Origin of the sequence: Streptomyces sp. NPDC087440 (genome assembly GCF_044744005.1) — a bacterium.
Lineage (GTDB): Bacteria > Actinomycetota > Actinomycetes > Streptomycetales > Streptomycetaceae > Streptomyces.
The window spans coordinates 333,380-356,745 of the sequence record NZ_JBIUXN010000005.1 but is presented as its reverse complement, the minus strand read 5'-3'; the positions used below and the strand labels follow the sequence as shown (position 1 = coordinate 356,745).

General features: G+C 71.7%; 22 protein-coding genes and 1 pseudogene. 9 read left to right on the top strand and 14 right to left on the bottom strand.

Features of this window, described 5'->3' with window-relative positions:
* Nucleotides 1-12: 12 nt before the first annotated feature.
* The 6 genes from ACIO3O_RS14445 to ACIO3O_RS14420 form a co-directional block, all read right to left on the bottom strand.
* Entirely contained in the window at nt 13-1,458 is a 1,446-nt protein-coding gene (locus ACIO3O_RS14445; RefSeq protein WP_401745195.1) for a polysaccharide lyase 6 family protein, read from the bottom strand.
* A gap of 202 nt (nt 1,459-1,660) precedes the next feature.
* Complete coding sequence (locus ACIO3O_RS14440) at nt 1,661-3,094, bottom strand: polysaccharide lyase 6 family protein (protein ID WP_401745194.1); 1,434 nt, start codon at nt 3,092-3,094, stop codon at nt 1,661-1,663.
* Between the two features lie 35 nt (nt 3,095-3,129).
* The gene (locus tag ACIO3O_RS14435) at nt 3,130-4,476 is read right to left on the bottom strand and encodes an alpha-L-fucosidase (RefSeq protein WP_401745193.1); all 1,347 of its coding nucleotides are present in this window, start codon (nt 4,474-4,476) and stop codon (nt 3,130-3,132) included.
* Between the two features lie 151 nt (nt 4,477-4,627).
* Nucleotides 4,628-5,572: a carbohydrate ABC transporter permease gene (locus ACIO3O_RS14430; RefSeq protein ID WP_401745192.1), complete on the bottom strand. Its 945-nt coding sequence runs from the start codon at nt 5,570-5,572 to the stop codon at nt 4,628-4,630.
* Entirely contained in the window at nt 5,569-6,546 is a 978-nt protein-coding gene (locus ACIO3O_RS14425; RefSeq protein WP_401745191.1) for a carbohydrate ABC transporter permease, read from the bottom strand. The genes ACIO3O_RS14430 and ACIO3O_RS14425 overlap by 4 nt, the downstream gene beginning before the upstream one ends.
* The gene (locus ACIO3O_RS14420) at nt 6,543-7,871 is read right to left on the bottom strand and encodes an extracellular solute-binding protein (protein ID WP_401745190.1); all 1,329 of its coding nucleotides are present in this window, start codon (nt 7,869-7,871) and stop codon (nt 6,543-6,545) included. The genes ACIO3O_RS14425 and ACIO3O_RS14420 overlap by 4 nt, the downstream gene beginning before the upstream one ends.
* Nucleotides 7,872-8,226: 355 nt before the next feature.
* Here ACIO3O_RS14420 and ACIO3O_RS14415 point away from each other — a divergent pair, with 355 nt between their 5' ends.
* A complete protein-coding gene (locus ACIO3O_RS14415) occupies nt 8,227-9,237 on the top strand; it encodes a hydroxyacid dehydrogenase (protein ID WP_401745189.1) in 1,011 nt (336 codons plus the stop codon).
* A 30-nt stretch (nt 9,238-9,267) separates the two neighbouring features.
* On the opposite strand, the gene ACIO3O_RS14410 is transcribed toward ACIO3O_RS14415, so the two are convergent.
* The 3 genes from ACIO3O_RS14410 to ACIO3O_RS14400 are packed head-to-tail and all read right to left on the bottom strand — an operon-like array spanning nt 9,268 to nt 12,660.
* Complete coding sequence (locus ACIO3O_RS14410) at nt 9,268-10,452, bottom strand: hypothetical protein (protein ID WP_401745188.1); 1,185 nt, start codon at nt 10,450-10,452, stop codon at nt 9,268-9,270.
* Between the two features lie 4 nt (nt 10,453-10,456).
* Nucleotides 10,457-11,713: a glucarate dehydratase family protein gene (locus tag ACIO3O_RS14405; protein WP_401745187.1), complete on the bottom strand. Its 1,257-nt coding sequence runs from the start codon at nt 11,711-11,713 to the stop codon at nt 10,457-10,459.
* Complete coding sequence (locus ACIO3O_RS14400; RefSeq protein ID WP_401745186.1) at nt 11,710-12,660, bottom strand: 5-dehydro-4-deoxyglucarate dehydratase; 951 nt, start codon at nt 12,658-12,660, stop codon at nt 11,710-11,712. The genes ACIO3O_RS14405 and ACIO3O_RS14400 overlap by 4 nt, the downstream gene beginning before the upstream one ends.
* Nucleotides 12,661-12,844: 184 nt before the next feature.
* Here ACIO3O_RS14400 and ACIO3O_RS14395 point away from each other — a divergent pair, with 184 nt between their 5' ends.
* Nucleotides 12,845-13,648 (top strand): IclR family transcriptional regulator, encoded by an 804-nt coding sequence (locus ACIO3O_RS14395; protein WP_401745185.1) that lies wholly within the window; start codon nt 12,845-12,847, stop codon nt 13,646-13,648.
* A 65-nt stretch (nt 13,649-13,713) separates the two neighbouring features.
* The gene (locus ACIO3O_RS14390) at nt 13,714-14,541 is read left to right on the top strand and encodes an NAD-dependent epimerase/dehydratase family protein (RefSeq protein WP_401745184.1); all 828 of its coding nucleotides are present in this window, start codon (nt 13,714-13,716) and stop codon (nt 14,539-14,541) included.
* Here the strand turns inward: ACIO3O_RS14390 and ACIO3O_RS14385 are convergent.
* The 5 genes from ACIO3O_RS14385 to ACIO3O_RS14365 form a co-directional block, all read right to left on the bottom strand.
* Nucleotides 14,481-15,758 (bottom strand): MFS transporter, encoded by a 1,278-nt coding sequence (locus tag ACIO3O_RS14385; RefSeq protein ID WP_401745183.1) that lies wholly within the window; start codon nt 15,756-15,758, stop codon nt 14,481-14,483. The genes ACIO3O_RS14390 and ACIO3O_RS14385 overlap by 61 nt on opposite strands.
* Nucleotides 15,759-15,830: 72 nt before the next feature.
* On the bottom strand, nt 15,831-16,208 hold the full coding sequence (locus ACIO3O_RS14380; RefSeq protein ID WP_401745182.1) for a peptidoglycan-binding protein: 378 nt from the start codon (nt 16,206-16,208) through the stop codon (nt 15,831-15,833).
* A gap of 154 nt (nt 16,209-16,362) precedes the next feature.
* On the bottom strand, nt 16,363-16,740 hold the full coding sequence (locus tag ACIO3O_RS14375; RefSeq protein ID WP_401745181.1) for an Asp23/Gls24 family envelope stress response protein: 378 nt from the start codon (nt 16,738-16,740) through the stop codon (nt 16,363-16,365).
* On the bottom strand, nt 16,740-17,495 hold the full coding sequence (locus ACIO3O_RS14370; RefSeq protein ID WP_401745180.1) for a hypothetical protein: 756 nt from the start codon (nt 17,493-17,495) through the stop codon (nt 16,740-16,742). The genes ACIO3O_RS14375 and ACIO3O_RS14370 overlap by 1 nt, the downstream gene beginning before the upstream one ends.
* A complete protein-coding gene (locus tag ACIO3O_RS14365; RefSeq protein WP_401745179.1) occupies nt 17,486-18,109 on the bottom strand; it encodes an RNA polymerase sigma factor in 624 nt (207 codons plus the stop codon). Before ACIO3O_RS14365 ends, ACIO3O_RS14370 begins: the two co-directional genes overlap by 10 nt.
* 165 nt (nt 18,110-18,274) lie before the next feature.
* Between ACIO3O_RS14365 and ACIO3O_RS14360 the strand changes: the two genes are divergently transcribed.
* The 6 genes and pseudogenes from ACIO3O_RS14360 (at nt 18,275) to htpG (ending at nt 23,288) form a co-directional block, all read left to right on the top strand.
* A complete protein-coding gene (locus ACIO3O_RS14360; RefSeq protein ID WP_401745178.1) occupies nt 18,275-18,811 on the top strand; it encodes an Asp23/Gls24 family envelope stress response protein in 537 nt (178 codons plus the stop codon).
* 59 nt (nt 18,812-18,870) lie between these two features.
* The gene (locus tag ACIO3O_RS14355; RefSeq protein WP_401745177.1) at nt 18,871-19,083 is read left to right on the top strand and encodes a hypothetical protein; all 213 of its coding nucleotides are present in this window, start codon (nt 18,871-18,873) and stop codon (nt 19,081-19,083) included.
* The gene (locus tag ACIO3O_RS14350) at nt 19,080-20,114 is read left to right on the top strand and encodes a DUF6286 domain-containing Asp23/Gls24 family envelope stress response protein (protein WP_401745176.1); all 1,035 of its coding nucleotides are present in this window, start codon (nt 19,080-19,082) and stop codon (nt 20,112-20,114) included. The genes ACIO3O_RS14355 and ACIO3O_RS14350 overlap by 4 nt, the downstream gene beginning before the upstream one ends.
* Nucleotides 20,111-20,704, top strand: coding sequence for a hypothetical protein (locus ACIO3O_RS14345; RefSeq protein WP_401745175.1), 594 nt, complete (start codon nt 20,111-20,113; stop codon nt 20,702-20,704). The genes ACIO3O_RS14350 and ACIO3O_RS14345 overlap by 4 nt, the downstream gene beginning before the upstream one ends.
* Nucleotides 20,705-20,851: 147 nt before the next feature.
* A pseudogene (locus ACIO3O_RS14340) lies at nt 20,852-21,277 on the top strand (type III effector protein); the annotation flags it as partial.
* A gap of 91 nt (nt 21,278-21,368) precedes the next feature.
* Nucleotides 21,369-23,288: a molecular chaperone HtpG gene (htpG, locus tag ACIO3O_RS14335; RefSeq protein ID WP_401745174.1), complete on the top strand. Its 1,920-nt coding sequence runs from the start codon at nt 21,369-21,371 to the stop codon at nt 23,286-23,288.
* Nucleotides 23,289-23,366: the final 78 nt, after the last annotated feature.

Below are 23,366 nucleotides of genomic sequence, written 5' to 3'. Positions count from 1 at the left end.
TGTGCTGGGGGCTCAGGGTGCGTTGGGGCCCACGTCGGCCGGGGTGAGGGGGTGGCGGAGGGCAGGGGTCGTCGTGTACTCGTCGGCGCCGATGTCGCGTGTGCTGCCGCGCTGGTCGCCGTCGATGTCGTCGGTCACGACCGAGGGGCTCAGGGTGGCGGCACCGATGGCCGGGCTGGTGGCCGAGAGCCGCTGGACGCCGTCCGCGCCGGGGGTGAGCCGGGGGTCGGCCCGCAGGAAGCCGCCCGAGGGGATGGTGCCGTTGGGGGCGGCGCCCCACAGCATGTTGGTGCGCCAGGTGAAGCGGGTGGTGGCGCCCATCGCGACGAGGGTTTCGGTGTCGCTGACCAGCAGGTTGTCCGCGACGATGACGTCCTGCGGTGCGTGGGTGCGGGATTCGCCGCAAAGGGACTTGTTGTTGTTCAGCAGGGTGTTGTGGGCGACCACGACGCGGTCGCACGCGTCGTTACCGCGCCTCTCGGGCTCGGTCTCGCCGGGGTGGTGGTCGCGGGTGGAGCCGCTGCCGATCACCAGGGCGTCGCCGGAGAGTCCGCTGAGGTAGTTGTTGACGATGGTGTGGTCGTTGCCGTAGAGGCGTATGCCGTCCTTGCCGTCGAGGAGGTAGTTGCCCTCCACCCGGTTGCGGTTGCCGTGCCGCAGGACGATTCCGCCGCGGCTGTCGCGGACGGTGTTGTACCGGATGGTGTTGCCCGAGGACTTGACGGAAATGGCCTCGGGGTCGCCGTCGCAGCGTTCGAACAGGTTGTACTCCACCGTCGCCGAGGCGTCGGCCAGTGCACGGCCGCTGACTCCCAGCCGGATCGGCTCCCCGCCGTTGGTCCCGGTGAAGGCGTGGTCGGAGAAGTGGTTCTTGACGATCTGCACGCCCTGGGCCATGCGCGGCTGGCCGTCCGGGCCGGGTGCGGAGGGGCCGTCGACGATGAGGAAGATGCCCGTGGTGGTCTTGTGGTGGAAGTGGTTGCGGTCGATCTTCGCGCCGTTCCCCCGCACGACGAGCCAGTACGGGTCGCCGGTGTCCGCGAACTGGAAGTCGTTGCGGGTCAGCCGGATCGACGGGCAGTTCTCCGGTATCTCCAGCGTGGTGCTCTGACGGAAGGAGAAGCCGCTGATGGTGATGTTGCTCGAATTGCTGAGGACGAAGCTGCGCTGGCCGCGCAGCACGGCGCCGCCGCGGGTCTGGGAGACGATGGTGATCGGCGCGGTGCCGGTGCCGTTCTTGCCGGATATTTTGATCGAACTGCCCGAGGGCACGGTGTAGGTGCCGTCGGCGAGGATGATGCGGTCGCCGGGTGCGGCGGAGTTGATCGCGTTCTGCAGGGCGGTCAGGGAGGCGACCGGCAGGTCGGCCGCCGCTGCACTGCCGGACAGGGACGTGGTGAGGGGTGCGGCGGCGATGGCCGCCACGGCGGTGCCTCTGAGGAACGTACGGCGTTGCATGGTGCCTCCTGGGCAGGTGGGGTGTGCCGGTGAGGTGGACGGGTCTGCCGGGGGGGGGCGAACTGGGCGCACCCGTACGGACGTTGATCTCGACCAGGCGGGGCTGGCCCGCCGTCACCGTGATCTCGACGTGCGCGGTGCCGACGTCGTGCCCGATGGCCTTGAGCGCTTCGCGTACGCCCCCGTAGCGCACGGGATGCGCTCAGCGGGCCCGGGGGCCGACGTCCGTGCGCGTCAGGGGTCCGCGTCGCGGTGGCCGCCGGGAGTATTCGTCCGCTCCCACGTCCCGGAAACGGCCGCGCGGCTGGCCGTCGATGTCGTGGGTGACGGGCGGCCGTCGCAGTGTGCCCGCGTTGATGACCGGGCTGTCGGCGGCCGGGCGGGCGATGCCGTCGGGGCCCGTGCGCAGCTTCGGGTCGGTGCGGGTACCGCCGTGGGCGGGGATGTTGCCGTCGGCGGCGGCACCGTACAGGAGGTTGCCCGACCAGGTGAAACGTACGGTGTTGGCCATGGCGACCAGGTCACCGGTGTCCGCGACGAGGAGGTTGTCGGCGACGGTGACGTCGCGCGGCTCGTGCGGGCGGTGGCTCTCGCCGGAGAGGGTGCCCGCGTTGTTCAGCAGGGTGTTGTACGCGATCAGGAGCCGGTCGGGGGCGTCGTTGCCCCGGCGCGCCTCGGGCGTCTCGTCGGGCAGGTGGTCCCGCTCCGATCCACTGCCGATCACCAGGGCGCGGCCGGACAGACCGGCGAGGTGGTTGTTGACGACCACGTGGTCGTTGCCGTAGATGCGGATGCCTTCCGTGCCGTTGAGCAGGTAGTTGCCGTCCACCCGGTTGCGGTTGCCGTGGCGCAGGACGATCCCGCCGATGCTGTCGCGGAAGGTGTTGTGGCGGATGGTGTTGCCCGAGGACTTCACCGAGACGGCCTCGGGGTCGCCGTCGCAGCGTTCGAACAGGTTGTGCTCGACGAGCGCACCGGCGTGGGAGAGCGCCCGGGGGCTGACGCCGAGCCGGATCGGCTCTCCGCCGTTGGACCCGGTGAAGGTGTGGTCGGAGAAGTGGTTGTGGTGGACGTGGACGCGCTGGGCCATGTCCGTGTCGCCCGCGCCTTCGATGCCGAGGTAGATGCCGAGGGTGCTCTTGCCGTGGAAGTGGTTGTGGTCGATCTCGCTGTCGTCCGCGCGCACCATCACCCAGTGGAGGCCTTCGATGTCGGCGAGTTGGACGTCGTTGCGGGTGAGCCTGATGTGCGAGCAGTCCGGGGGGATGTCCAGGGTGCTGCTCTGGCGGAAGGAGAAGCCGCTGAGCGTGATGTGGGCGGAGGCCTGGAGGACGAAGCTCTGCTCGCCGTGCAGGACGACGCGGCCGGGGGTGCGGGCGGCGACGGTGATGGGTGCGTGCCGGGTGCCTCGTTTGTCGCGTACGGCGACGGGTCGGCCGGGAGGGACGGTGTAGGTGCCGTCGGCCAGGACGATCCGGGCGCCCGGGCGTGCCCGGTCGATGGCGGCCTGGAGTGCCTCCAGTGAGTCGACGGTGGTTGTCGGGGCCGCCGCGGCCGCATGCTGCGTACCGGTGATGAGCGCTGTTCCGGCGGCGGTGGTGATGCCTATGCCGGTGAGGAACGTGCGTCGTCGCATGGTGCCTCCGTGAGGTGTGGTGGAGCGGGGTCGGCTCAGGGGGTGGGCTGTGCGGCCGAGGGGTCCAGGAAGAGTTCGATGACGGGTACGGGGGTGTCCGGGCGGCGGACCGGGAGCTGGAGGGTGAGCGTTCCGGCGGGCTGTCCGCCCATCTCGGTGTTGACCGCGGGCCGGTCCGGGTCGATGTGGACGCGTACGACTTCGGACGCGTCGTGGAGCAGGTGGGCGTAGCGCACGGTGCCTGCGAGGCCGGGCAGGTGCAGGTGGCGCAGGGGCCAGGCGAAGAGGTGGACGTAGAGGCGGTCGCCGCGCTGGGTGTACCGGCATTCGGCGGGGGCGGTGTACGGGGAGGGGCCGCAGCCCCGTATCGCCCTGTCGTGCAGGTCCGTCCATCGGCCGATCTCCGTGAGGACCGCGAGGTCGCGCGGGTCGAGATGGCCTCGGCCGGTGGGGCCCACGTTGAGCAGGAGGTTGCCGCCCTTGGACACGCCGTCGACGAGCATGCGGATCAGGAGGTCGGCGCTCTTGTGGTCGAGGTTGTCGCGGTCGTAGCCCCAACTCCCGTTGAGGGTCTGGCAGGCCTCCCAGAGCACGGGCCGCCCGTCCTGCGTCATGGGGCCGGACGGCTGGTACTGCTCGGGGGTGACGAAGTCGCCGGGCAGCCCCGCCCGGTCGTTGACGATGAGGTGCGGCTGGAGTTCGCGGACGGTCTTCAGCAGCGTCGGGGAGTCCCAGTCGTCGGGTCCCTTGCCGCCCCACCAGCTCCGTCCGGCGTACGAGAAGTCGAAGAACAGGTAGTCGATGCGGCCGAAGGAGGTCAGGAGTTCGCGGACCTGGCCGTGCAGGTAGTGCTGGTAGTCGCGGATGTCCCGGTCGGCGTGCGCGGCCCTGAACTCCTCGTCGTCGCGCTGCGGGTGGGTGCCGTCCACGGGGAAGGACGGGTGGTGCCAGTCGATGAGCGAGTAGTAGAGGCCGACCTTGAGGCCCTCGGCGCGGCACGCCTCGACGAACGGGCCGACGAGGTCGCGGCCGTAGGGGGTGTTGGTGACCTTGTACGGGGTGAGGGCGCTGTCCCACAGGCAGAAGCCGTCGTGGTGCTTGGCGGTCAGGACGACGTACCGCATGCCCGCGGCCTTGGCGGCCCTGGCCCACTGGGCCGGGTCGTAGCGGTCGGGGTCGAAGTGGTCGAAGTAGACCTGGTACTGCTCGTCGGTCAGCTTCTCGCGGCTCTTGACCCATTCGTGCCGTGCGGCGAGGGAGTAGAGACCCCAGTGGACGAACATGCCGAACCGGGCGGTGGTGAACCAGGCCGTCTCCGGGGCTGCTTCGGCGGCCGGGGTTCCGGCCGGGCGGTTCGGCGGGGTGTCGGTGTGCGGGGGCATGGGGGACGGCTCCTTCTCGCCGCTGTCCGGCGCGGGGTCGGTGCGCCGGGGGCTGCTGGTGGGTCGGGGGGCGGGTGCGTCGTGGGCGCCGGCCGGGGTCCGGTTCGTACGGGACTCACTCCCGTACGCGGAGGGCACGCGGGTTGTGCGGTCAGCCCTTCAGCGCGCCCGAGGACAGACCGCTGACGAACGAGCGCTGGAAGAACAGGAAGACGATCACGGAGGGCAGCAGGGCGAGCAGGGCGGCGGCCATCACCACGCCGGGGGTGACGTCGGGGTCGATGCGCAGGGTCCGCAGTGCCAGCGGGAGCGTGTAGGAGGAGGCGTCGACGGAGACGAGGAGGGGCAGCAGGTACTGGTCCCAGATCATCGTGAAGCCGAAGACCCCGATGACGCCCAGGGCGGGCCTGCACATCGGCAGGATGATCTGGAAGAAGATGCGCAGGTCGCCCGCGCCGTCGATGCGGGCGGCCTCCTCCAGCTCCCGGGGCACGTCCTTCATGAACTCCGTCATCACCAGGATGGAGAACCCCCAGGCGCCCAGCGGGACGATCATTCCGGCCAGGGTGCCGATGAGGTTGACGTGGAGGACCGGCAGGTCGGCGAGGATCAGGGAGAGCGGCAGGGCCAGGATCTCCTCCGGCAGCATCAGCGTGGCCAGGATGGCGACGAGCACCAGCGTCATGCCGCGGAAGACCTTGCGGGCCAGCGCGTATCCGGCCAGGACGGACACGGCGACCTGGAGCAGCAGTCCGAAGCCGACCACGAAGAAGGAGTTGAGCAGGTAGGTGAGGACGCCTTGGTCGAAGGCGATGGTGAAGTTGTCGAGCGTGATTCCCGAGGGGACGACGCTCAGTTGGGTCGGGTCCTTGACGTTGCCGAAGGCGCTGACGAGCAGGGCGAGCAGCGGTCCGGCGAAGACGACGAGGACCAGCAGGTGGACGACGGCCTTCAGGACGCGTCCGCCGAGGCTGCGGCTCTCGGACAGGCCCAGTGCGGTCTCGGTCGGCGCGGTCGCGGTCCGCGGGGCCTTCACCGGTGCGGGCCCGGTCCGCGGGGCCTTGGTCCGTCGTACACGCTCGGTCGGCATGGTCACTTGTTTTCCCTCCGCCGCAGCAGGTGGACGACGACGGTCAGGATCAGCGTCGCGACGAACAGCAGGACGGCTCCGGCCGCGCCGACGCCGAGCCGGTTCTGCTCCAGGCCGAGCTTGTAGATGAGGGTCATGACGACCTCGGTGGAGCCGTCGGGTCCGCCGTTGGTGAGCAGGAACACCTCGGTGAACACCCGCAGTCCACGGATCGCGGCGAGGATGAAGAGGATCGAGAACACCGAGCGCAGTCCGGGCATCGTCACGTACCGCACCCGCTGCCAGCGGGACGCTCCGTCGACCTTGGCGGCCTCGTACAGGCCCCGGTCGACGCCCGTCAGACCGGCGAGGAAGATCATCATGTCGTAGGGGGCGCCGCGCCAGATACCGGTGATCATGATCGAGGCCATCGACGCGTCGGGATCGTTGATGAACCCCGAGGGGCCGAGTCCCACCAGGCCCAGGAGGGAGTTGAGCATTCCGTCCTCGGTCGGGTGGTACATGATCCGCCACAGTTCGGCGACGACCGCGATGGGCACCACCACGGGGAGGAACGCCGCGGAGCGTACGAATCCCAGGCGGCGGCTCTGCCCCTCCATCAGCAGTGCGAGGGCCAGGCCGAGGGCCATCGAACCGGCCGTCTGTCCGGCGGCGAGGACCACGGTGTGCCAGGCGGCCTCGCGGAAGCCGAGGGACTGGAGCACGGTGGCGTAGTTCGCGGTGCCGACCCAGGTGTTGCCCAGGTAGGGCCGGACGTCCTGGAAGGACATGGTCAGCGCGCTGACCATGGGGATGAACTTGAAGTACAGGAAGAGGAGCAGCGCGGGCGCGAGGAACAGCCAGGGTGTCCACCACCGGCCGGACCTGCGGCCGTTCCTGCGGCCGGTGGCCCCCGTGCCCCGGCGGCCCGCCGCCCGGCGGGCGGGGCCGGCCGCCGGGAGGGCGGCCGGATCGGCCTGGTCGGCCTGGTCGAGGCTCATGACGCGGCTATCCCCTGCTCCTGGAGGATGCCGGCGAGCTGCTTGTCGAGCTCGGTCAGCTTGGTGCGCAGGTCCAGGCCGCAGTCGGCCATCAGTGCGTTCACGGTGTCGGCGGTCGCCTGCCGCACCGGGGTCCAGTTCGGGATGGAGGGCGCGTAGCGGCCGGAGTCGCGGTAGACGTCGGCGTACGTCTGCCAGCGGGGGTCGGGGCGGACCTGGGTGATGTTCACCGTCTTGTTGACGGGAAGCTGGACGACGAAGCCGGTGTCGCCCTCCATGGCGACCTTCTGGCCCTGGGCGGAGATGGCGAAGTCGACGAAGGCGTCCTGCCCGGCCTGGTTCTCGGAACCGGCCATCAGGTAGACGGAGCCCCCTTCGGCGAGGACGGTGGCGTCCTTGGGGCCCTTGGGCATCGGCACGACCTCGTACTTCTCCTTGCCGAGCGAGGCGTCGAAACGCGGCAGCAGGTAGGGGCCGACGACGAACATGCCGGCCTTGCCCGCTTCGAAGGCCTCGTTCGTCGGCGGGGTGTCCATGGTCACCGAGCCCGGCTGGACGGACTTGTCCCGGCAGCCGAGGTCACGGAACCACTGCATGGCCCGGACGGATTCGTTGCTGGTCATGGCCGGTTTGTACGTGCCCTTGCCGGTCTCGGTGAGGAAGTCGCCGCCCGCCGCCCACAGGAAGTTGGAGAAGTACCAGGAGGCGTAGCCGCGCTTGGTGGAGAGCGGGGCGGCGAGGCCGGAGGTGTTCTGCTTGCCGTCGCCGTCGGGGTCCTGGGTGGTGAAGGCCTTGGCCATCGCGGTGAAGTCGTCCCAGGTCTTCGGGATGTCGAGCTTCAGTTTCTGCCGCCAGTCCTTGCGCAGGAGCAGCGCGGACGCCTGCGCGGAATAGGGCAGGGCGTACTGCTTGCCGTCGAGGCTCTTTCCGGAGGCCAGGCCCTGGGCGATGAGGTCCTTGCTGTTCTTGATTTTGCTCAGGTCGATTTCCCGGAGCAGGCCCTGGCTGTTCATCGCGCCGAGTTGCGTGACGTCGTTCATGACGAGGTCGGGGAGGTTCTTCTGGGCGGCGCGCTGCTGCAGTTTGGTCTCGAAGTCGTCGAATATCGCCGTGACTTTGACCTTGTGGCCGGTGGCCTTCTCGAAGGCCTTGGTGAGTTTGAGCGCTCCCTGCTCTCCCGGTCCGCCCGGTGTCGTCCTGGTCCAGAGCTCCAGCGTCGCCTTGGAGTTCTGCTTGACGTCCACTCCCGCAGGACCGGACGTACAGCTGGTGAGGAGCAGTGCGGAGGCGAGAAATCCCGCACCGGTCCATCGCGTTCTCTGCATGACAACTCCTGTTGTGCGGCTCTGCACAGTGGGCCTAGAAAGCGCTTGCACGGACGGTAACGGCGTCCGCTTCCGTGGTCAATAGTCCGATGAATATGGGGCGTTCACTGTTCAGCGAGACGTCCGGCGGATACGTTTTCCCCTACGAAACGACGCGGCCGAAGCTGATGCGGACATGGGCATTTCATGGAAATCCCCGAACGGGTCCGCTCTTTCGGCCGGCGAGAAACGACTCTTCCATCTTCGGGCGGTACCGCTCGAAAGATCCGATGTATTGTCCCTGCGGATCATCTGATCCGGTCAGGGCCGTCGGCGGCCGACAGCCGCCCGTGAACAGGCAGAGGAGACACCCGGGATGAACGCTTCGGCCACCGCAGCGACCGCCCTGTTGGTCATGGAGGAAGAACGCCGGGCGGACGTCTATCCGCCCGAAGTGATGTCCCGGCTCGACCCGTTGGTGGCCTGGCAGGGGCCGCCCCTCACCCGGCAGCAGCTCGACGCCGACCCGTCCGTGCTGGGCGAGGTCGAGGTCCTGCTCACGGGGTGGGGTGCGCCCGTCCTGGACGCGACCCTGCTGGGGCACGCGCCTCGGCTGCGGGCCGTGCTGGTCGCGGCGGGCTCCGTACGGCATCTGACCACGCCCGCCTTCTGGGAGCGCGGCATGCCGATCGTCTCCGCTGCGGCGGCCAATGCCGTCCCGGTGGCGGAGTTCACGCTCGCCCACGTCCTGCTCGGGCTGAAGCAGGTGCACCGCGTCGCGCGGGAGGTGGCGGGCAGTCGCCGCTACCCGCGCGACGTCGCCGTGCCGGGTGCCTACCAGTCGCGGGTGGGGCTGTTGGGGCTCGGGCACATCGGCCGGCTCGTCGCGGCCCACCTCGCGCGTTTCGACGTGGACGTCCTCGCCACCGATCCCCTCGCCACCCCCGAAGCCGCCCGGCAGGCGGGCGTCCGGCTCGTCGGCGTCGAGGAGCTCTTCGCCACCTGTCACGTCGTCAGCCTCCACGCGCCGCTGCTGCCCGAGACCCGGGGCACGGTCGGGGCGGGGCTGCTGGACTCCCTGCTGCCGGGCGCGACGCTGATCAACACCGCGCGGGGCGCCCTGATCGACGAGCCCGAGGCGGTACGGGTGCTGCGCGCCAGGCCCGATCTCACGGCCGTGCTCGATGTCACCCACCCGGAGCCTCCGGCCCACGACTCGCCGCTCTTCGACCTTCCCAACGTCGTCCTGACGCCCCATCTCGGCGGTGCGACGGGGGCCGAACGCGCACGTCTGGGGCTGCTCGTCCTGGACGAACTGCGCCGCTTCGTCCAGGGGCTGCCGCTCCAGCACGCCGTCGACCCCGCCCGTGCCGCTTCGCTGGCCTGATCCGGCCCTGTTCGGGGCCGGTGTGCCGGGTCATGCGCCGCTCCTTCCGGCCGGGCCCGGCACACTCGCCGCGTGCGCGGCGTCCGTGGCGGCGAGCAGGTCCGGGAAGCGGGCGGGCCCGGCCAGTCCCAGGTGGTAGAGGTGCAGTTCGGCGGCGCCCGCCCCGGCCAGTTCCGTGACGTACGACGTCATGTCGGGGACCGGCACCGCCGTCACCGCGGAGACGTAACTGCCGACGTCCACGCCGGGCGGGAGGTCCCGTCGGGCCTGTGCGACGGCATCCGCGCTGGACCGGCCCGGCGCCCAGTTCGGCAGCACCAGGGCATCGGCCCCGGCGGCCCCGGCCGGGGTCAGGCCCGGCAGCGCTCCGGTCGTCCAGGGGTCGAGCGATCCGTGCAGGGCGACCCTGGTGCCGGGGCCGACGGCGGCGAGCACACCGCGTCGGAGCCGGTCGGCGCCCCGCTGCCGGGTTTCCAGGAGCAGGGTCCGCAGCCCGGCGGGCAGGGCGTCCACCAGGACGCTCAGGTCGGCGCTGTCCATCAGGCGGCGGATCTCGGTCCGCAGGGCCCGGGTGACGTCCTGCGGGAGCGCGCCCGACGCGGCCCAGCCGTCGGCGCAGGCGGTGCAGCAGCACACCGACAGGAGCCGTTCGACGGCGGGCGACCACACGCCGTCGCTCTTCTCGTGCTGGTGCTGGTGCACCGCGCCGAGCTGACCGCAGGCTTCGAGAACCACCGAGGCGAGGTCGAGCCCGGCCACGCTCTCGGCGGTCAACGTCGCCGCGTAGGCCCGGACGTCCAAGTGCGAGGGGCACAGCGCCCACGGGTAGCTCTCGCCGAAGCAGTTGCGTACGGCGTACCGCGGGAACCGCGCGCCCAGCCGGGAGTCATGGGTGAGCACGATCCACGCGGCGGCGGGCACCCCGGCCGTGTTCAGCGCGCGGACGGCGTCCCTCGCGCTGTCGGGGGCCGTCGCCCAGGCCGGTGCGGCCGGGCGCAGTACGGCATCGCGCCAGGCCGCCTCCCGCACCGGGCGGTAGAGCGCCGCGTGGCGGGCGAGCACCGAGCTGCCCGTGGGCGACCAGGGGGTGGCGGCGCGGGCGCTGTGGTACGCCGTGGCGACGGCGACTTCGTCGGCCCCGAGCCGCCGCACCCGGTCCACGAAGCCGGGTGCGTCCAGGACGTCCCACGGGTAGGCGTAACCGACGACGCGCACCGCTTCACCACCGTGCCGTGCGGGGCTGGAAGTCGGGGACGAACCTGCGCATGTACGTCACGTCGTCCCGCTTGGTCTGTCCGCACCGGAGGTAGTCCTCGTGCGCCCTGGCCAGCGCGTCCGGGTCCAGTTCGACGCCCAGGCCCGGCCCGTCGGGCACGGCCACCGCGCCGTCGCGGAACTCCAGCGGGCCCGGTGCGACGACGTCGACCTCGCGCCACGGCCAGTGCGTGTCGCAGGCGTACGTCAGGTGCTCGGTCGCCGCCGCGACGTGCACCATCGCGGCGAGGCTGATCCCGAGGTGGCTGTTGGAGTGCATGGACAGGCCGACGCCGAAGGCCTCGCAGGTCTTCGACAGTGCCTGGGTGTCGCGCAGGCCGCCCCAGAAGTGGTGGTCGGAGAGGACGACGCCGACGGCCCGGGCCCGGAAGGCCGCCTCGATGTCCTCGAAGCGCACCACGCACATGTTGGTGGCCAGCGGCATGGTGGCCCGTTCGGCGACCCGTGCCATGCCGTCGATGCCCGGGGTCGGGTCCTCCAGGTACTCCAGGACGCCGTCGAGTTCCCGTGCGACGCGCAGTGACGTCTCCACCGTCCAGGCCGCGTTGGGGTCGATGCGCAGCGGGTGGCCGGGGAAGGCGTCGGCCAGGGCGTGGACGCCGTCGGTCTCCTGCCGGGGGTCCAGGGCGCCGCCCTTGAGCTTGATCGACCGGAATCCGTACCGGTCGATCATCCGCTTCGCCTCGCCCACCAGCGCCTCCGGGGTCAGCACCTCGCCCCACGCGTCCTGGGTGCCGTCGGCGTGCGCCCCGTACTTGAAGAAGAGGTACGCGGAGAAGTCGACCTTCTCGCGCACGCGTCCGCCGAGCAGGTCGGCCACCGGGCGGCCCAGGGCGTGCCCCTGGGCGTCCAGGCAGGCGACCTCGAACAGGGAGTAGACGCTGGCGACGGTCTTGCTGACGGAGAAGCCGCCGGTGAGGCCGTGCGCGTCGGCGAACACCGCCCCGCCGAGCGCCCGGGTCACGAGGCGGCGCAGACCGGGCAGGTCGAAGACGTCGTGGCCCGCGAGGTCGGGCAGCACTCTGCGCACCTGGTCGAGGAAGGCGAGGTCGCCGTAGGACTCGCCGAGGCCCACCACGCCGTCCTCGCAGCGCAGTTGGACCACTCCGCGCAGCGCGTACGGCTCGTGCACGCCCATCGCGTTGAGCAGCGGCGGGTCGCGGAAGGCGACCGGGGTCAGGACGACGTCGACGATCTTCATCGGTGGTCACCTTCCAGGGTGGGGAGCAGTGCGTACCCCTGCTCGACGATCTTCGCCAGGCGGTCGAGCTGCTCCGCCGACGGCTCGGCCAGCGGTGGCCGCACGGGGCCGACCCTGTCCCCGCGCAGTCGGGCGGCGGCCTTCACCAGCGAGACCGCGAACCCGGGGGTCTCGTCGCGCAGTGCCACCAGCGGCAGGTAGAACCCCGCCAGCAGCGCGTCGACGGTCCGGTCGTCCCCGGCCGCGAGGGCGCCGTGGAAGCGGAGCGCGATCTCGGGGGCGAAGCAGTGGACGGCCGACGAGTAGCGGGCGACGCCGATCGCCCGGTACGCGCGGGCCGAGACCTCGGCCGTCGGCAGGCCGTTGAAGAACAGGAAGTCCCCGGCCCGGGGGGAGTCCGCACTGCGGACCGAGGTGACGATCCTCGTCATCAGCTCGATGTCGCCGACGCCGTCCTTGAGGCCCACCACGGAGGGCAGATCGAGCAGCCGCACCGCCGACTCGGGGGTGAATGCGCCGTTGGAGCGGTGGTAGACGACCACCGGGACGGTGGTGTCGTGCACGGCGTGCCGTACGTGGTCGAGGAGGCCGGAGGGCGGCCCGGACACCAGGTACGGGGGCAGGAGGAGTACGCCGTCCGCGCCGCCCTCCTGCGCTGCCGCGACCCCGGCCCGGGCCGTCGCCGCCCCGCCGCCCGCACCCGCCCAGACCGGTACCCGGCCGGCGACCACCTCGCGTGCCCTGCGCAGGAGCGCCGCCTGCTCGTCGGGCGCCAGTGCGCTGAACTCGCCCGTCCCGCAGGCGATGAACAGGGCTCCGGCACCGCCCGCCACGTGCCCCTCGACGGTTTCGGCGAACGCGTCCAGGTCCGGGGCGAAGTCGTGGGTGAAGGGGGTGAGGGGGAACGCGAGCAGGCCGTCGAGCTCGGTCCGGGGGTGTGCCGTCAACGTGTCACTTCACTCTCTCGTTCTCGAAGTGCCCGACTGTTCCTGGGTGTTCATGGGCACTCATGGGCGTTCATGCTTGTGAACGGAGTCTTCGTTTGTGATAGACGTTCAGGTCTACGAATGCTGTCCCGAGAAGCTAATGTGACGTGACGTACGTGTCAACGGTTCGACGGAGGAGTGCTTCATGCCGCAGAAGGCGGTAACCCCGGCGGAACACAAGGCAGTTGAGCCCGCGGGGGTCAAATCTGCGCGCCGCGCCATCGACTTGCTGGAGACCTTCGCGGCCAACGGGGTCTGGCTGTCGCTGGCCGACCTGCAGGCGAGGACCGGTTTCCCCCGGTCGAGCCTGCACGGGCTGCTGCGCACCCTGCTCGACGCCGGATGGCTGGAGACGGACGCACACACCGGGCGCTACCGGCTGGGGGTACGGGCACTGATCTGCGGCACCGCGTATCTCGACCGGGACCCCGTGATCCCGTACGCGACCGAGGCCCTCGAAAGCCTCCGCGAGAAGACCGGGTTCACCGCGCACTACGCCCGCCGCGACGGCGCGGAGGTGGTGTACCTGGAAACCCGGGAATCGGCCAGGTCCACCCATCTGGTCTCCCGCGTCGGCCGGACCCTGCCCACGCACGCCACCGCCCTCGGCAAGGCGCTGCTCGCCGAGTTGACGTACGACGAGATCGAAGCCGTACTGCACGATCCGCTGACCGCGCTGACCCCGAACACGATCACCTCGGTCGAGGCCCTGCACGCCGAGTGCGCCCTGACCCGGGAACGCGGCTACGGCGCCGAGGTCGAGGAGGGCGGGCTCGGGGTGCGGTGCGTGGCCGCGGTGGTTCCGTACCGCATCCCCGCCACCGATGCGATGAGCTGCTCCATGCCCGTCGACCAGGTCACCGACGACGACGTGGAGCGCGTCGGCGAACTGCTCGCCGAGGCCACCGCGGAACTCGGGCGGCGTCTGCGCCGTGCGGGCATCCGCTGAGTCGTCCCCGTCCGGCCCGTGTTCCTCCCCACGCCCTGTCGGTACGTAGAGAAATGAGCACTGCGATGGCGGACCAACGCATCCTGATCACCGGATCGGCCGGCCTGGTCGGCGGCCTCATGCGCCCGCGCCTGCGCCGCGAGGGCCGGGTGCTGCGCCTGTTGGACCTCGCCGAACAGCCGCCCGCCGAGCCCGGTGAGGCCGTCGAGCTGGTGCACGCCTCGGTCACCGACCCGGACGCGACAGCCGCTGCGTGCACGGGTGTCGACGCGGTGATCCACCTCGGCGGGCACAGCCGCGAGACCTCGTGGGAGGAGATCCTCGACGTCAACATCCACGGCACCCGGACGGTCCTGGAAGCCGCCCGCACGGCCGGTGTTCCGCGTGTGGTGCTGGCTTCCAGCAACCACACCGTGGGTTTCCGGCGGATCGACGAGGCCGACGCGTCGGGACTGCCCGCCGACTCCACCGCCCGCCCGGACACCTACTACGGCGTCAGCAAGGCGGCCGTGGAGGCGCTCGGCAGCCTCTACCACGCGCGCTTCGGCATGGACGTCATCGTCGTCCGCATCGGCTCCTGCTTCCCGACCCCGGTGGACCTCGGACCGCGCGGACTGGCCACCTGGCTCTCCCCCGACGACGCGGCGCGCCTGTTCGAGGCCTGCCTGGCCGCACCTTCCCCCGGCTACCGCCTCATCTGGGGCGTCTCCGACAACACACGCCGCATCTACTCCCTCGCCGAAGCGCAGGCCCTCGGGTATACCTCCCGGGACGACGCCGAATCGTTCGCCGACCTGATCACCGCCGCGGCCCCCACCGGCCCCGCCGCCACCTACGTCGGCGGCCCCTTCGTCACGATCCCCCTCGGCGAAGCCGATCCCCGGAGGACCTGATCGGCGCGCCCCGGGGTCGGAAACACGAGGGGCACGAAGGCGCCTAGCAGGAGCACACCGGCGAGCGCGATCCAGCCGGCCGTGCCGAGGGCGAGCACCACACCCGTCATCAGGACCGGGCCGGCGACCCGGTTGGCGACGGTGCGGCTGGTGTTGAACAGCACCAGGTAGGCGCTGCGCGCCCCCTCGGGGGCCAGTTCGAAGGAGAGCGTCCAGGACGCGCCGACCTGCAACAGCTCGGCGAAGGTCAGCAGGACGACCGCGCCGCCCAGCACCAGCAGTGCGCCGTCCGCCCCGAAGCCCGGCGCGGCGGCGAACGCGAGGGCGCCGCCGCTCAAAAGCGCCGCTGCCGTCGCGTACGACCACCAGGCCCGGCGGGTCGTGTTGTAGCAGCGGTTGAGGGGGTATTGGAGGGTGATGCAGAGCACGGTGTTGACGGCGTACAGGATGCCGACGTAGCGCTCCGGCACCTCGGTGGCGGTCACCAGCCACAGGGGGAACGCCACGTTGAGCACCGGCATCCACAGCGACACCAGTGCGTTGTACGCGGTGAAGCCCAACAGCCTCCAGTCCTTGAGCAGTTCCCGTACACCCGTCGTCCCGACCGGGTCGGCCGAGCCCCGGTCGCGTGCGGTGGCGAACACCACGGCCACGATCACATAGGCGACCGCGCCGCCGATCAGCAGCGGCCGGAACGCGTCGGGCGAGCCCGAGCCCAGGGCGACTCCGGCGATCAGTCCGCCCAGGCTGATGCCCAGATTGACGACGGTGCGCTGGACGGCCATCACCTTCGCCCGCAGGCTCTGCGGCGCCCGCGCGCCGACGTACGCCTGGACCAGCGGGGGCGAGGACTGCTCGGTGACGGCGATGAGGGTGACGACCACAAGGAAGCTCCACCAGCCGGCCACCCCCAGGTAGCCGACGGTGGCCAGGGCGCGCAGCAGCATGACGCCGATCAGCACGGGCTGGGGGCCGAAGCGTCCGGCCAGCCGGGCGATGGGCAGGGCGGCGACGATGGCGACCGCGCCGCCGATCGTCAGTCCGATGCCCACGGACGAGGTGCTGAGATGGGCGACCTTGACGAAATAGATGGTCGACACGGCCAGGAACAGGCCGGTCCCGGTCCACTCGATCAGGGTCGCGACCTGCACCAGCGGGAGGAACTGCCGGTAGTCGCGGCCGTGTTCACGCCGTCCGGGCGTGCTGCTCGTACTCATCGGCGCTGGTGCTCCAGAAGGGTGCTCCGGTGGTGCGGTCTCCGGAACAGCGGGAGAGGATCAGGATCAGGATCAGCGGACGGTGCGCAGCTTGTTCCAGGTGTTGGGTCCGGCGATCCCGTCCGCCCCGAGGCCGCGGGACCTCTGGTAGGCGCGCAGGGCGTTCTCCGTCGCCGTCCCGAACTCGCCGTCGATGCCGGTGGAACCCACCGAGAAGCCCCGCCAGACGAGGTGCGCCTGCAACTCCTTGACGTTCGAGCCCCGGTCCCCCTTCGACAGGTAGTTGTCGTACAGGGAGTAGCCGCAGTAGTAGCCGACGGTGCTCACCCCCCGGCAGGACACCTGGAGGGCGGCCGCGTCCTGCGTCGTGGCCGAGGCGATGCCTCCCGTCAGCGGGAGCATCAACGCGGTCGTGCCCACGAGTACCGCCAGAGCCCTTCGCAGCTGCATGTGTCCGCCCTTCCGTACGGTGCGTCCGGTTACGGCACCGGAGCATCAACGCCCAGTAGAGTACGGGGAGTTGAGGCTGAACTCCATCAGGGGCGCCCCTGATTCCGCAGCGCCGTGCGGTCCGGGGAGGCCGGGGAGGCCGGGGAGGCCGGGGTCACCCGACCCCGGCGACCGTCACCGTGAGCTCCACGGGCAGCCCGCCCGCCGCCCGCTCGCCCGTGGCCCGGACCGCGCGGGCGACGTCCACCGCCCGGTGGCCCTGGCGCACCGTGAACTGCACCTCGACGTGCCAGTGCCCGGTGTCCGGGACCCGGCGCACCCGCACGCCCGCCGGAGCCCGGTCGGCCGCCGGTGTACGCCGCAGGCGGGCGGCCGCCGCCGAGCCCCGGAGCAGGTCGCCCAACCGGGGGCGCAGGAACGCCACTCCGGGGACCTCGGCAACGGCCGAGGCGACCGCCCGGGCCAGCCGTTCGCCCGTCTCGCGGGAGGCGCCGCTCCCCGCCTCGCCCGCCCCGCCCACGTCGTCCGTCATCACAGCTCCTCATCCGTCTCGCCCCGGAGGTCGCGGCGACCACGCTCGGGAGCAGCCGTGTCACCGTCGGCGCCGTCCTGGTCAGGGTCGGCGGCGTCCTCGTCGAAGTCGGCGGCGTCCTCGTCGAAGAGGTCCACCACCAGCACGTCCACCTCACTCACCCGCATGCCGATCGCACGGTCGGCGGCCCGGGCCACGGCCGTGCGTACCGCCTCCGCCAGTGCGGGCAGGGCGCGCCGGGTGCCCGCCTCCACTTCGACGGTGACCCGCACCGGGCCCCGCGCGCCCGCACCGGGGCCGGCCGCGGGGGCGACGCGGCAGCTTCCCGCCCGTACCCCGGCGACCGTCTCCGCGGCGCCGCGCAGGGTCTTCGCCGCGGCCGCCTCCACGATCCAGTGGTCCTCCTCGGGTTCGCCGAGCGGGAGGGTCCGACCGGGCCGCAGTTCCAGGCGCACCAGGTCCATCACGCGGGAGGCGACCGCCGACGCGTCCGGCGCGGGCGCGTTCGCGTCCTCCGTGCGCGTCCGCTGGACGAAGTCGTCGAGGGTACGGAGATCCTCCAGCGCGGCCGCGCAGTGGACGCAGTCGGCGGGGTGACCGGGGGTGCGCGGGGACGCGTCGGGCGTGGCCTCGTGCTGCGCCCACACCTCGTACAGCGACCGTCCGCAGGGCAGCAGGTCGTCGTCCGGACCCCCTTCGTGGTCGTTCCCGGGCCCGTTGTCGTACGGCGGTCCGCCGTGTCCGTTCATCGCCATGCCGCCATCGCCTCCATCAGAGCTCGGCGTGCGCGGAACATCCGGCCGCGTACCGCTTGCGGACTGATGCCGACCGTATCCGCGATCTCCTCGTACGACAGCCCGTGCATCTCGCGCAGCAGCCAGCAGGCCCGCTGTTCGGGCGACAGGCCCTCCAGCGCCCGCGAGAGTTCCCGCAGGGCGGCCCCCGCCTCGGCGTCGCGCACCGGGGAGCCCTCGTGTCCCGGCGTCTCGTGTTCCGGCACGGCGTCGAGGTGGGTGACGGGCCGACGCGTCCGGAGCTGGTTCAGGCACCGGTTGGTGACGATGCGGTACATCCAGGTGAGGAACGCCGCGTCGCCGCGGAATTCGGGCAGGCTGCGCCACGCGCTCACGAAGGCCTCCTGCACCGCGTCCTCCGCCTCGGTCGTGCTGCCGAGCATGCGGACGGCCAGCCGCAGCAGTTCGGGGCCGTGCCGTCGTACGAGGACCTCGAAGGCGCCCTCGTCGCCCTCGCCCGCACGCACGGCGAGCAGGCGGTCGGGCATGGCGTCCGTCCTGCCGCCGCCGGTCGTACCGCCGCCGGTGTCGCCTTCGATGCCGCCGTCACCCTGGTCATCCCCGTTTCCGGGCACGTGCCGACTCCTCTCTTCGCCCTGCGTGTGTTCGACACCGCTCGCCGTGTTCCGTCACGCACAGAAGCGGAAAGAAGGAATCCGGAATCGGCGCGTAACGGATCGGCAGGTACGGAGTCCAACGACGTGACCGAGCAAGAGCAGCGCTATTTCGGGAGACTTCTCATGGCTTCGCAGCAGACCGGCGGCCTCACCACCTCGGGCCTCACCACCACGGGCCCCGGCACTCCCCCGGCCGCCGTCCCCGGCCGGGGCGCTCCGGACCTCACCCCGGTGGGCCACGGCAGGCCCGGCGCGGACGAGCCCGCGGCCACCCGGGGCAAGACCGCCATCGCGGACCTCGTGGTCGTGAAGATCGCCGGGATCGCGGCCCGGGAGATCCCCGGCGTGCACGACATGGGCGGCGGCCTCTCGCGCACCATCGGCGCGGTCCGCGACCGGGTTCCGGTCGGCCGGCCGAGCGTCGGCCGGGGCGTCAAGGTCGAGGTCGGCGAGGTGCAGACGGCGATCGACCTGGAACTGGTCGTGGAGTACGGGGTGTCCATCGCCGACGTCGCCCGTGACGTGCGCGAGAACGTCGTCTCGGCGGTGGAGCGGACCACGGGCCTGGAGGTCGTGGAGGTCAACGTGACGGTCAACGACGTCCACCTCCCGGAGGACGACCAGGACGACGGCCGGACCGCCGAGACCCGCGTCTCCTGATCCCCTCCCCCTTTCTCATGCGCTACCTCCCGTCCTCGGGAAGGACAGAAGGCAGGACCATGAACAGGTCACACATCGGTGCTCTCGCGGGCCTCGCCCTGGGTTTCGCGGGCTGGTTCGGCGGCTTCGGCGCCTTCCTCGTCGTCGCGCTGTGCGGTGCCGCGGGCGGGGCCGTGGGGCACGTCCTGGAGGACGCGGAGGCACGGCAGCGGCTGTGGGACCGGCTCGACCGGTCCGGTGGACCGGGCGAGGGCCGCCGGAGGACCCGGTGAGCGCGCCACGGCCGCCGCTCGGGCCGGGAGCGGTGCCGCCCGGCGAGCGGGGTTCGACCACCGTCACGGACCGGGCGGTACGCCGGATCGCCGCCCGGTCCTGGGCGGAGGCCGTACCCGGCGGCGGCACCGAGCTGCCGTCGGCGTCGGTCGTACGCAGCGGCCGCACCGCCGCCGTCACCCTGGGCGTGACCCTGCCGTACGCGGCCGATCTGGCCGGCACCGCGCAAGCCGCCCAGCGGCACGTGGCACGCACCACTGCCGAGCTGACGGGCCTGACGGTGCCTCCTCCCGAGGTACGGGTGGCCGCTCTGACCGGGACCGGGCCCGCACCCGGCAGCCGACTGGACCGGCCGCGCGGCGAGGACGCGCGGCGATCCGGTGCGGCGGGGAGCGGACCGGATGCGGGTTCACCGGAGGGTCCGGGTGCCGTCGAAGCGGCGGCGGACGTGCCGGAACGCCGCCCCTGGTCCCCACGCCGGGGCACCGCGCTCCTGGTCCTGTGCGGGGGAACGGCCGCCTGCGGTTACCTGCTTGCCGAGGGCGTCGCCCGGCGTACCGGGCACGTGCTGCCCGGCTCGCCTCGGCCCGATCTGCTGCACCGGGTGGCGACCACGTCCCTCGCGGACCCGGCGGCGCTGGTGGCGGGTCTGGTGGCGGTCGTCGTCGGGCTGTGGCTGCTGGGTGCGGCCGTGCTGCCGGGTCGACGCGACCGCCTGCCGATGACCGTGCGGACGGGTGGCACCCGCGCCGTGCTGGACCGTTCGGCGATCGCTCTGCTGCTGCGCGACACGGCGCTCGCGGTGCCGGGCGTGACCTCTGCCCGGGTCCGGGCGGGCCGCCGTCGCGCCACGGTCCGGGCACTGGCCGGATACGGCGAACTCGCCGCCGTTGAGGCCCGATTGACGGCGGCGGTCGACGGGGCTGTCGGCGCGCTGGGGCTGACGCGGCCCCTGCGTCCGCGCGTCCGCCTGCGGGCCGCGTCGCACCGCGCCGAGGAGCCCGACCGTACCGAGGAGACAGGGACATGACGATGCCCACGCCCGCGACGACGTTCACGACCCGGGCCGCACTCCTGATCCTGGCCCTCGTGTCCCTTGCGGCCGGTCTGTGGCTGGTCGTGGGCCATGTCGCCGTGCACCCGGCGAGCGGTCTGCGCTCCCACCTGCCGGGCTGGTGGCCGCTGCCGCGCGCCGAGGCGGGCGCGACGGGTACGCGTGCCTGGTGGGCGCCGACGGTGCTGGTGGCCCTGTCGCTCGCCCTGCTGCTGGGAGTCGTACGGATGCTCGTCCTGGCGGTACGGACGGCACGCGCCCGCGCCCGCCTGCCGCTGGGGCGGCCCGGCCTGTGGCTCCGGCCGAACGCCCTGCGGGCCGCGCTGACTTCACAGACGGCACAGGTGCCCGGGGTGCGCGCGGCACGGATCGCACTGGGCCGGGCGAAACGCGTCGTGCACGTCCGGATGACCGTCTCGCTGGAGCCGGACGCCCTGCCGGAGGAGGTGCTCCGGCAGGTGGAGGCCGGGCCTCTGTCCAGCGTCCGGGCGGCCCTGGCGCCGACCCCTGTGCGGGCCGAGGTGCGGCTCGGGGCCCGGCGGCACGGGACTCGGCGCACGAGGTGAGGGGGCAGCAGGAGGGTGCGGAACGGGGCAGTGCGGAGCGCGGTTCCCCGTACGACGCAACGGCGGCCCGACATCGTCGTACCATGTCATCGAATGGATGACATCGGGGTGTTGTGATTGATGGAACGAGTGTCGGGGGAGGTGGCCGTGACCGCAGCCGGGCAGCCGTCCACCAGCCGTACCGGCACCAACGGCCCCGCATCCTTCGTCGCCGCGGCGGCGGCCCTCGCCGCCATGAGCGACGCGCTGCGCGCAGCCCGGCACGAGACTCCCGACGCGGCCGTGCCCGGTGCCGAACAGGCGCTCGACTCCCTGACCCTGCTGCGGCAGGTGCGTGAGGAGCTCGCGGGGTGGGAGACCGGCCTGATCGAGACCGCCCGCAGCGCGGGCGCCAGTTGGGCGGAGCTCGCCCGGCCGCTCGGCGTCGCCAGCCGGCAGGCAGCCGAGCGCCGCTATCTGCGCGGCCGCCCTGGCGCCGTCGGCACCACCGGCGAGCAGCGGGTGACGGCCACCCGGCAGGCCAGAGCGGCCGAACGCGCAGCCGCCGACTGGGCCCGTGCCAACGCCGCCGACGACGGCTGAGCCGTACGGCTCGTACCGACCCTCGGTCCCCCGGTCCCCCGGTCCCCCACAAATCATGACGTACTCAGAGAAAGGTGCCCCCGTGGCCAGCAGTGTCGAGACGATGGAATTCCAGGCCGAGACACGCCAGTTGCTCCGCCTGGTGATTCACTCGATCTACTCGAACAAGGACATCTTCCTGCGCGAGCTGATCTCGAACGCCTCCGACGCCCTGGACAAACTGCGGCTGGAATCGCTGACCGACTCCGGCCTCTCCGGGCTCGACGCCTCCGACCTGCACATCGCGCTGGAGGTCGACCAGGAAGCCCGGACGCTGACCGTCCGTGACAATGGCATCGGCATGAGCCGGGACGAGGTCGTGGAGCTGATCGGTACGATCGCGAAGTCCGGCACCGCCGAACTCCTCGAAAAGATCAAGGAGTCGCAGGACGCCGCGTCCGCCGAGAACCTGATCGGCCAGTTCGGCGTCGGCTTCTACTCGGCGTTCATGGTGGCCGACCGGGTCACCCTGCGCACCCGGCGGGCCGGTACCGACTCCGGCACCCAGTGGGAGTCCGACGGCGAGGGCGCCTACACCCTCCAGGCCGTCGACGGCCTGCCCGTGGGCACTTCGGTCACCCTGCACCTCAAGCCCGTCGACAGCGACGACGGCCTCGCCGACTACCTGTCCGAAGTGAAGATCCGTCAGATCGTCAAGCAGTACTCGGACTTCATCCGCTGGCCGATCCGGATGGCCACGGAGCACACCGACGCCGAGGGCACCACGACCCGGGACGTGGACACCCTCAACTCGATGAAGGCGCTGTGGGCCAGGCCGCGCGCCGAGGTGGCCGAGAGCGAGTACCACGAGTTCTACCAGCAGATCAGCCACGACTGGCAGCCTCCGGCCGAGACGATCCACATGCGCGCCGAGGGCACCTTCGAGTACGAGGCGCTGCTGTTCATCCCCTCGCAGGCGCCCTTCGACCTGTTCTCCCGCGAGACCCGGCGCGGCGTGCAGCTGTACGTCAAGCGGGTGTTCATCATGGACGACTGCGACGCGCTCATGCCCAACTACCTGCGTTTCGTCAAGGGTGTCGTCGACGCCCACGACCTGTCGCTGAACGTCTCCCGCGAGATCCTCCAGCACGACCGCCAGATCCGCGGCGTACGCCGACGGCTGGTCAAGAAGGTCCTCGGCGCCGTCAAGGACATGCAGGCCAAGGACGCCGAGCGGTACGCGACGGTGTGGGCCCAGTTCGGCCGGGCGCTGAAGGAAGGCCTGATCGAGGACCCGGACAACACCGAGGCCCTGCTGGAACTGGTGTCGGCCGCCTCCACGCACGACCCGGAGAAGCCCACCACGCTGCGCGAGTACGTCGGGCGGATGAAGGACGGCCAGGACGCCGTCTACTACCTGACCGGCGAGACCCGCGCCATGGTGGAGAACTCCCCGCACATGGAGGCCTTCGCCGCCAAGGGGTACGAGGTCCTGATCCTCACCGACCCCGTCGACGAGGTGTGGGTGGACCGGGTGGCGGCCTTCGACGGCCACCGGCTGCAGTCGATCGCCAAGGGGCAGGTCGACCTCGGCGAGAACGCCGACGGCGACCAGGAGAGCGACGCCGACAAGGCCCGGCGCGAGCAGGACTTCGCGGCCCTGTTGCCGTGGCTGACCGGCACGCTGTCCGAGCAGGTCAAGGAGGTGCGCCTGTCGTCCCGCCTGACGACGTCCGCGGCCTGCATCGTCGGTGACGCCCACGACGTCACGCCGACCCTGGAGAAGATGTACCGGGCGATGGGGCAGGAACTGCCCCCGGTGAAGCGGATCCTGGAGCTCAATCCCACGCATCCGCTGATCACCGCTCTGCGCACGGCGCACGAGGCCAACGCAGACGATCCGGCGCTGGCGGAGACCGCCGAACTGGTCTACGGCAGCGCCCTGCTCGCCGAAGGCGGCGAGCTGCCCGACCCGGCCCGGTTCACCCGGCTGCTCACCGACCGCCTCACCCGCGCTCTGTGACGGACGGGTGCGGCCCGGCGCAGCTTCATGCGCCGGGCCGCACCCGCCGTCCCGTCCTCGCCGCCCGACCGTCCCGGC

Coding starts and splice junctions, on each gene's coding strand:
- ACIO3O_RS14355 (WP_401745177.1), top strand. CDS start 18,871: ATGAACAGGTCACACATCGGTGCTCTCGCGGGCCTCGCCCTGGGTTTC.
- ACIO3O_RS14415 (WP_401745189.1), top strand. CDS start 8,227: ATGAACGCTTCGGCCACCGCAGCGACCGCCCTGTTGGTCATGGAGGAA.
- ACIO3O_RS14420 (WP_401745190.1), bottom strand. CDS start 7,871: ATGCAGAGAACGCGATGGACCGGTGCGGGATTTCTCGCCTCCGCACTG.
- ACIO3O_RS14375 (WP_401745181.1), bottom strand. CDS start 16,740: ATGACGGACGACGTGGGCGGGGCGGGCGAGGCGGGGAGCGGCGCCTCC.
- ACIO3O_RS14390 (WP_401745184.1), top strand. CDS start 13,714: ATGGCGGACCAACGCATCCTGATCACCGGATCGGCCGGCCTGGTCGGC.
- ACIO3O_RS14345 (WP_401745175.1), top strand. CDS start 20,111: ATGACGATGCCCACGCCCGCGACGACGTTCACGACCCGGGCCGCACTC.
- ACIO3O_RS14405 (WP_401745187.1), bottom strand. CDS start 11,713: ATGAAGATCGTCGACGTCGTCCTGACCCCGGTCGCCTTCCGCGACCCG.
- ACIO3O_RS14425 (WP_401745191.1), bottom strand. CDS start 6,546: ATGAGCCTCGACCAGGCCGACCAGGCCGATCCGGCCGCCCTCCCGGCG.
- ACIO3O_RS14445 (WP_401745195.1), bottom strand. CDS start 1,458: ATGCAACGCCGTACGTTCCTCAGAGGCACCGCCGTGGCGGCCATCGCC.
- ACIO3O_RS14435 (WP_401745193.1), bottom strand. CDS start 4,476: ATGCCCCCGCACACCGACACCCCGCCGAACCGCCCGGCCGGAACCCCG.
- ACIO3O_RS14385 (WP_401745183.1), bottom strand. CDS start 15,758: ATGAGTACGAGCAGCACGCCCGGACGGCGTGAACACGGCCGCGACTAC.
- ACIO3O_RS14370 (WP_401745180.1), bottom strand. CDS start 17,495: ATGGCGATGAACGGACACGGCGGACCGCCGTACGACAACGGGCCCGGG.
- ACIO3O_RS14360 (WP_401745178.1), top strand. CDS start 18,275: ATGGCTTCGCAGCAGACCGGCGGCCTCACCACCTCGGGCCTCACCACC.
- ACIO3O_RS14440 (WP_401745194.1), bottom strand. CDS start 3,094: ATGCGACGACGCACGTTCCTCACCGGCATAGGCATCACCACCGCCGCC.
- ACIO3O_RS14380 (WP_401745182.1), bottom strand. CDS start 16,208: ATGCAGCTGCGAAGGGCTCTGGCGGTACTCGTGGGCACGACCGCGTTG.
- ACIO3O_RS14395 (WP_401745185.1), top strand. CDS start 12,845: ATGCCGCAGAAGGCGGTAACCCCGGCGGAACACAAGGCAGTTGAGCCC.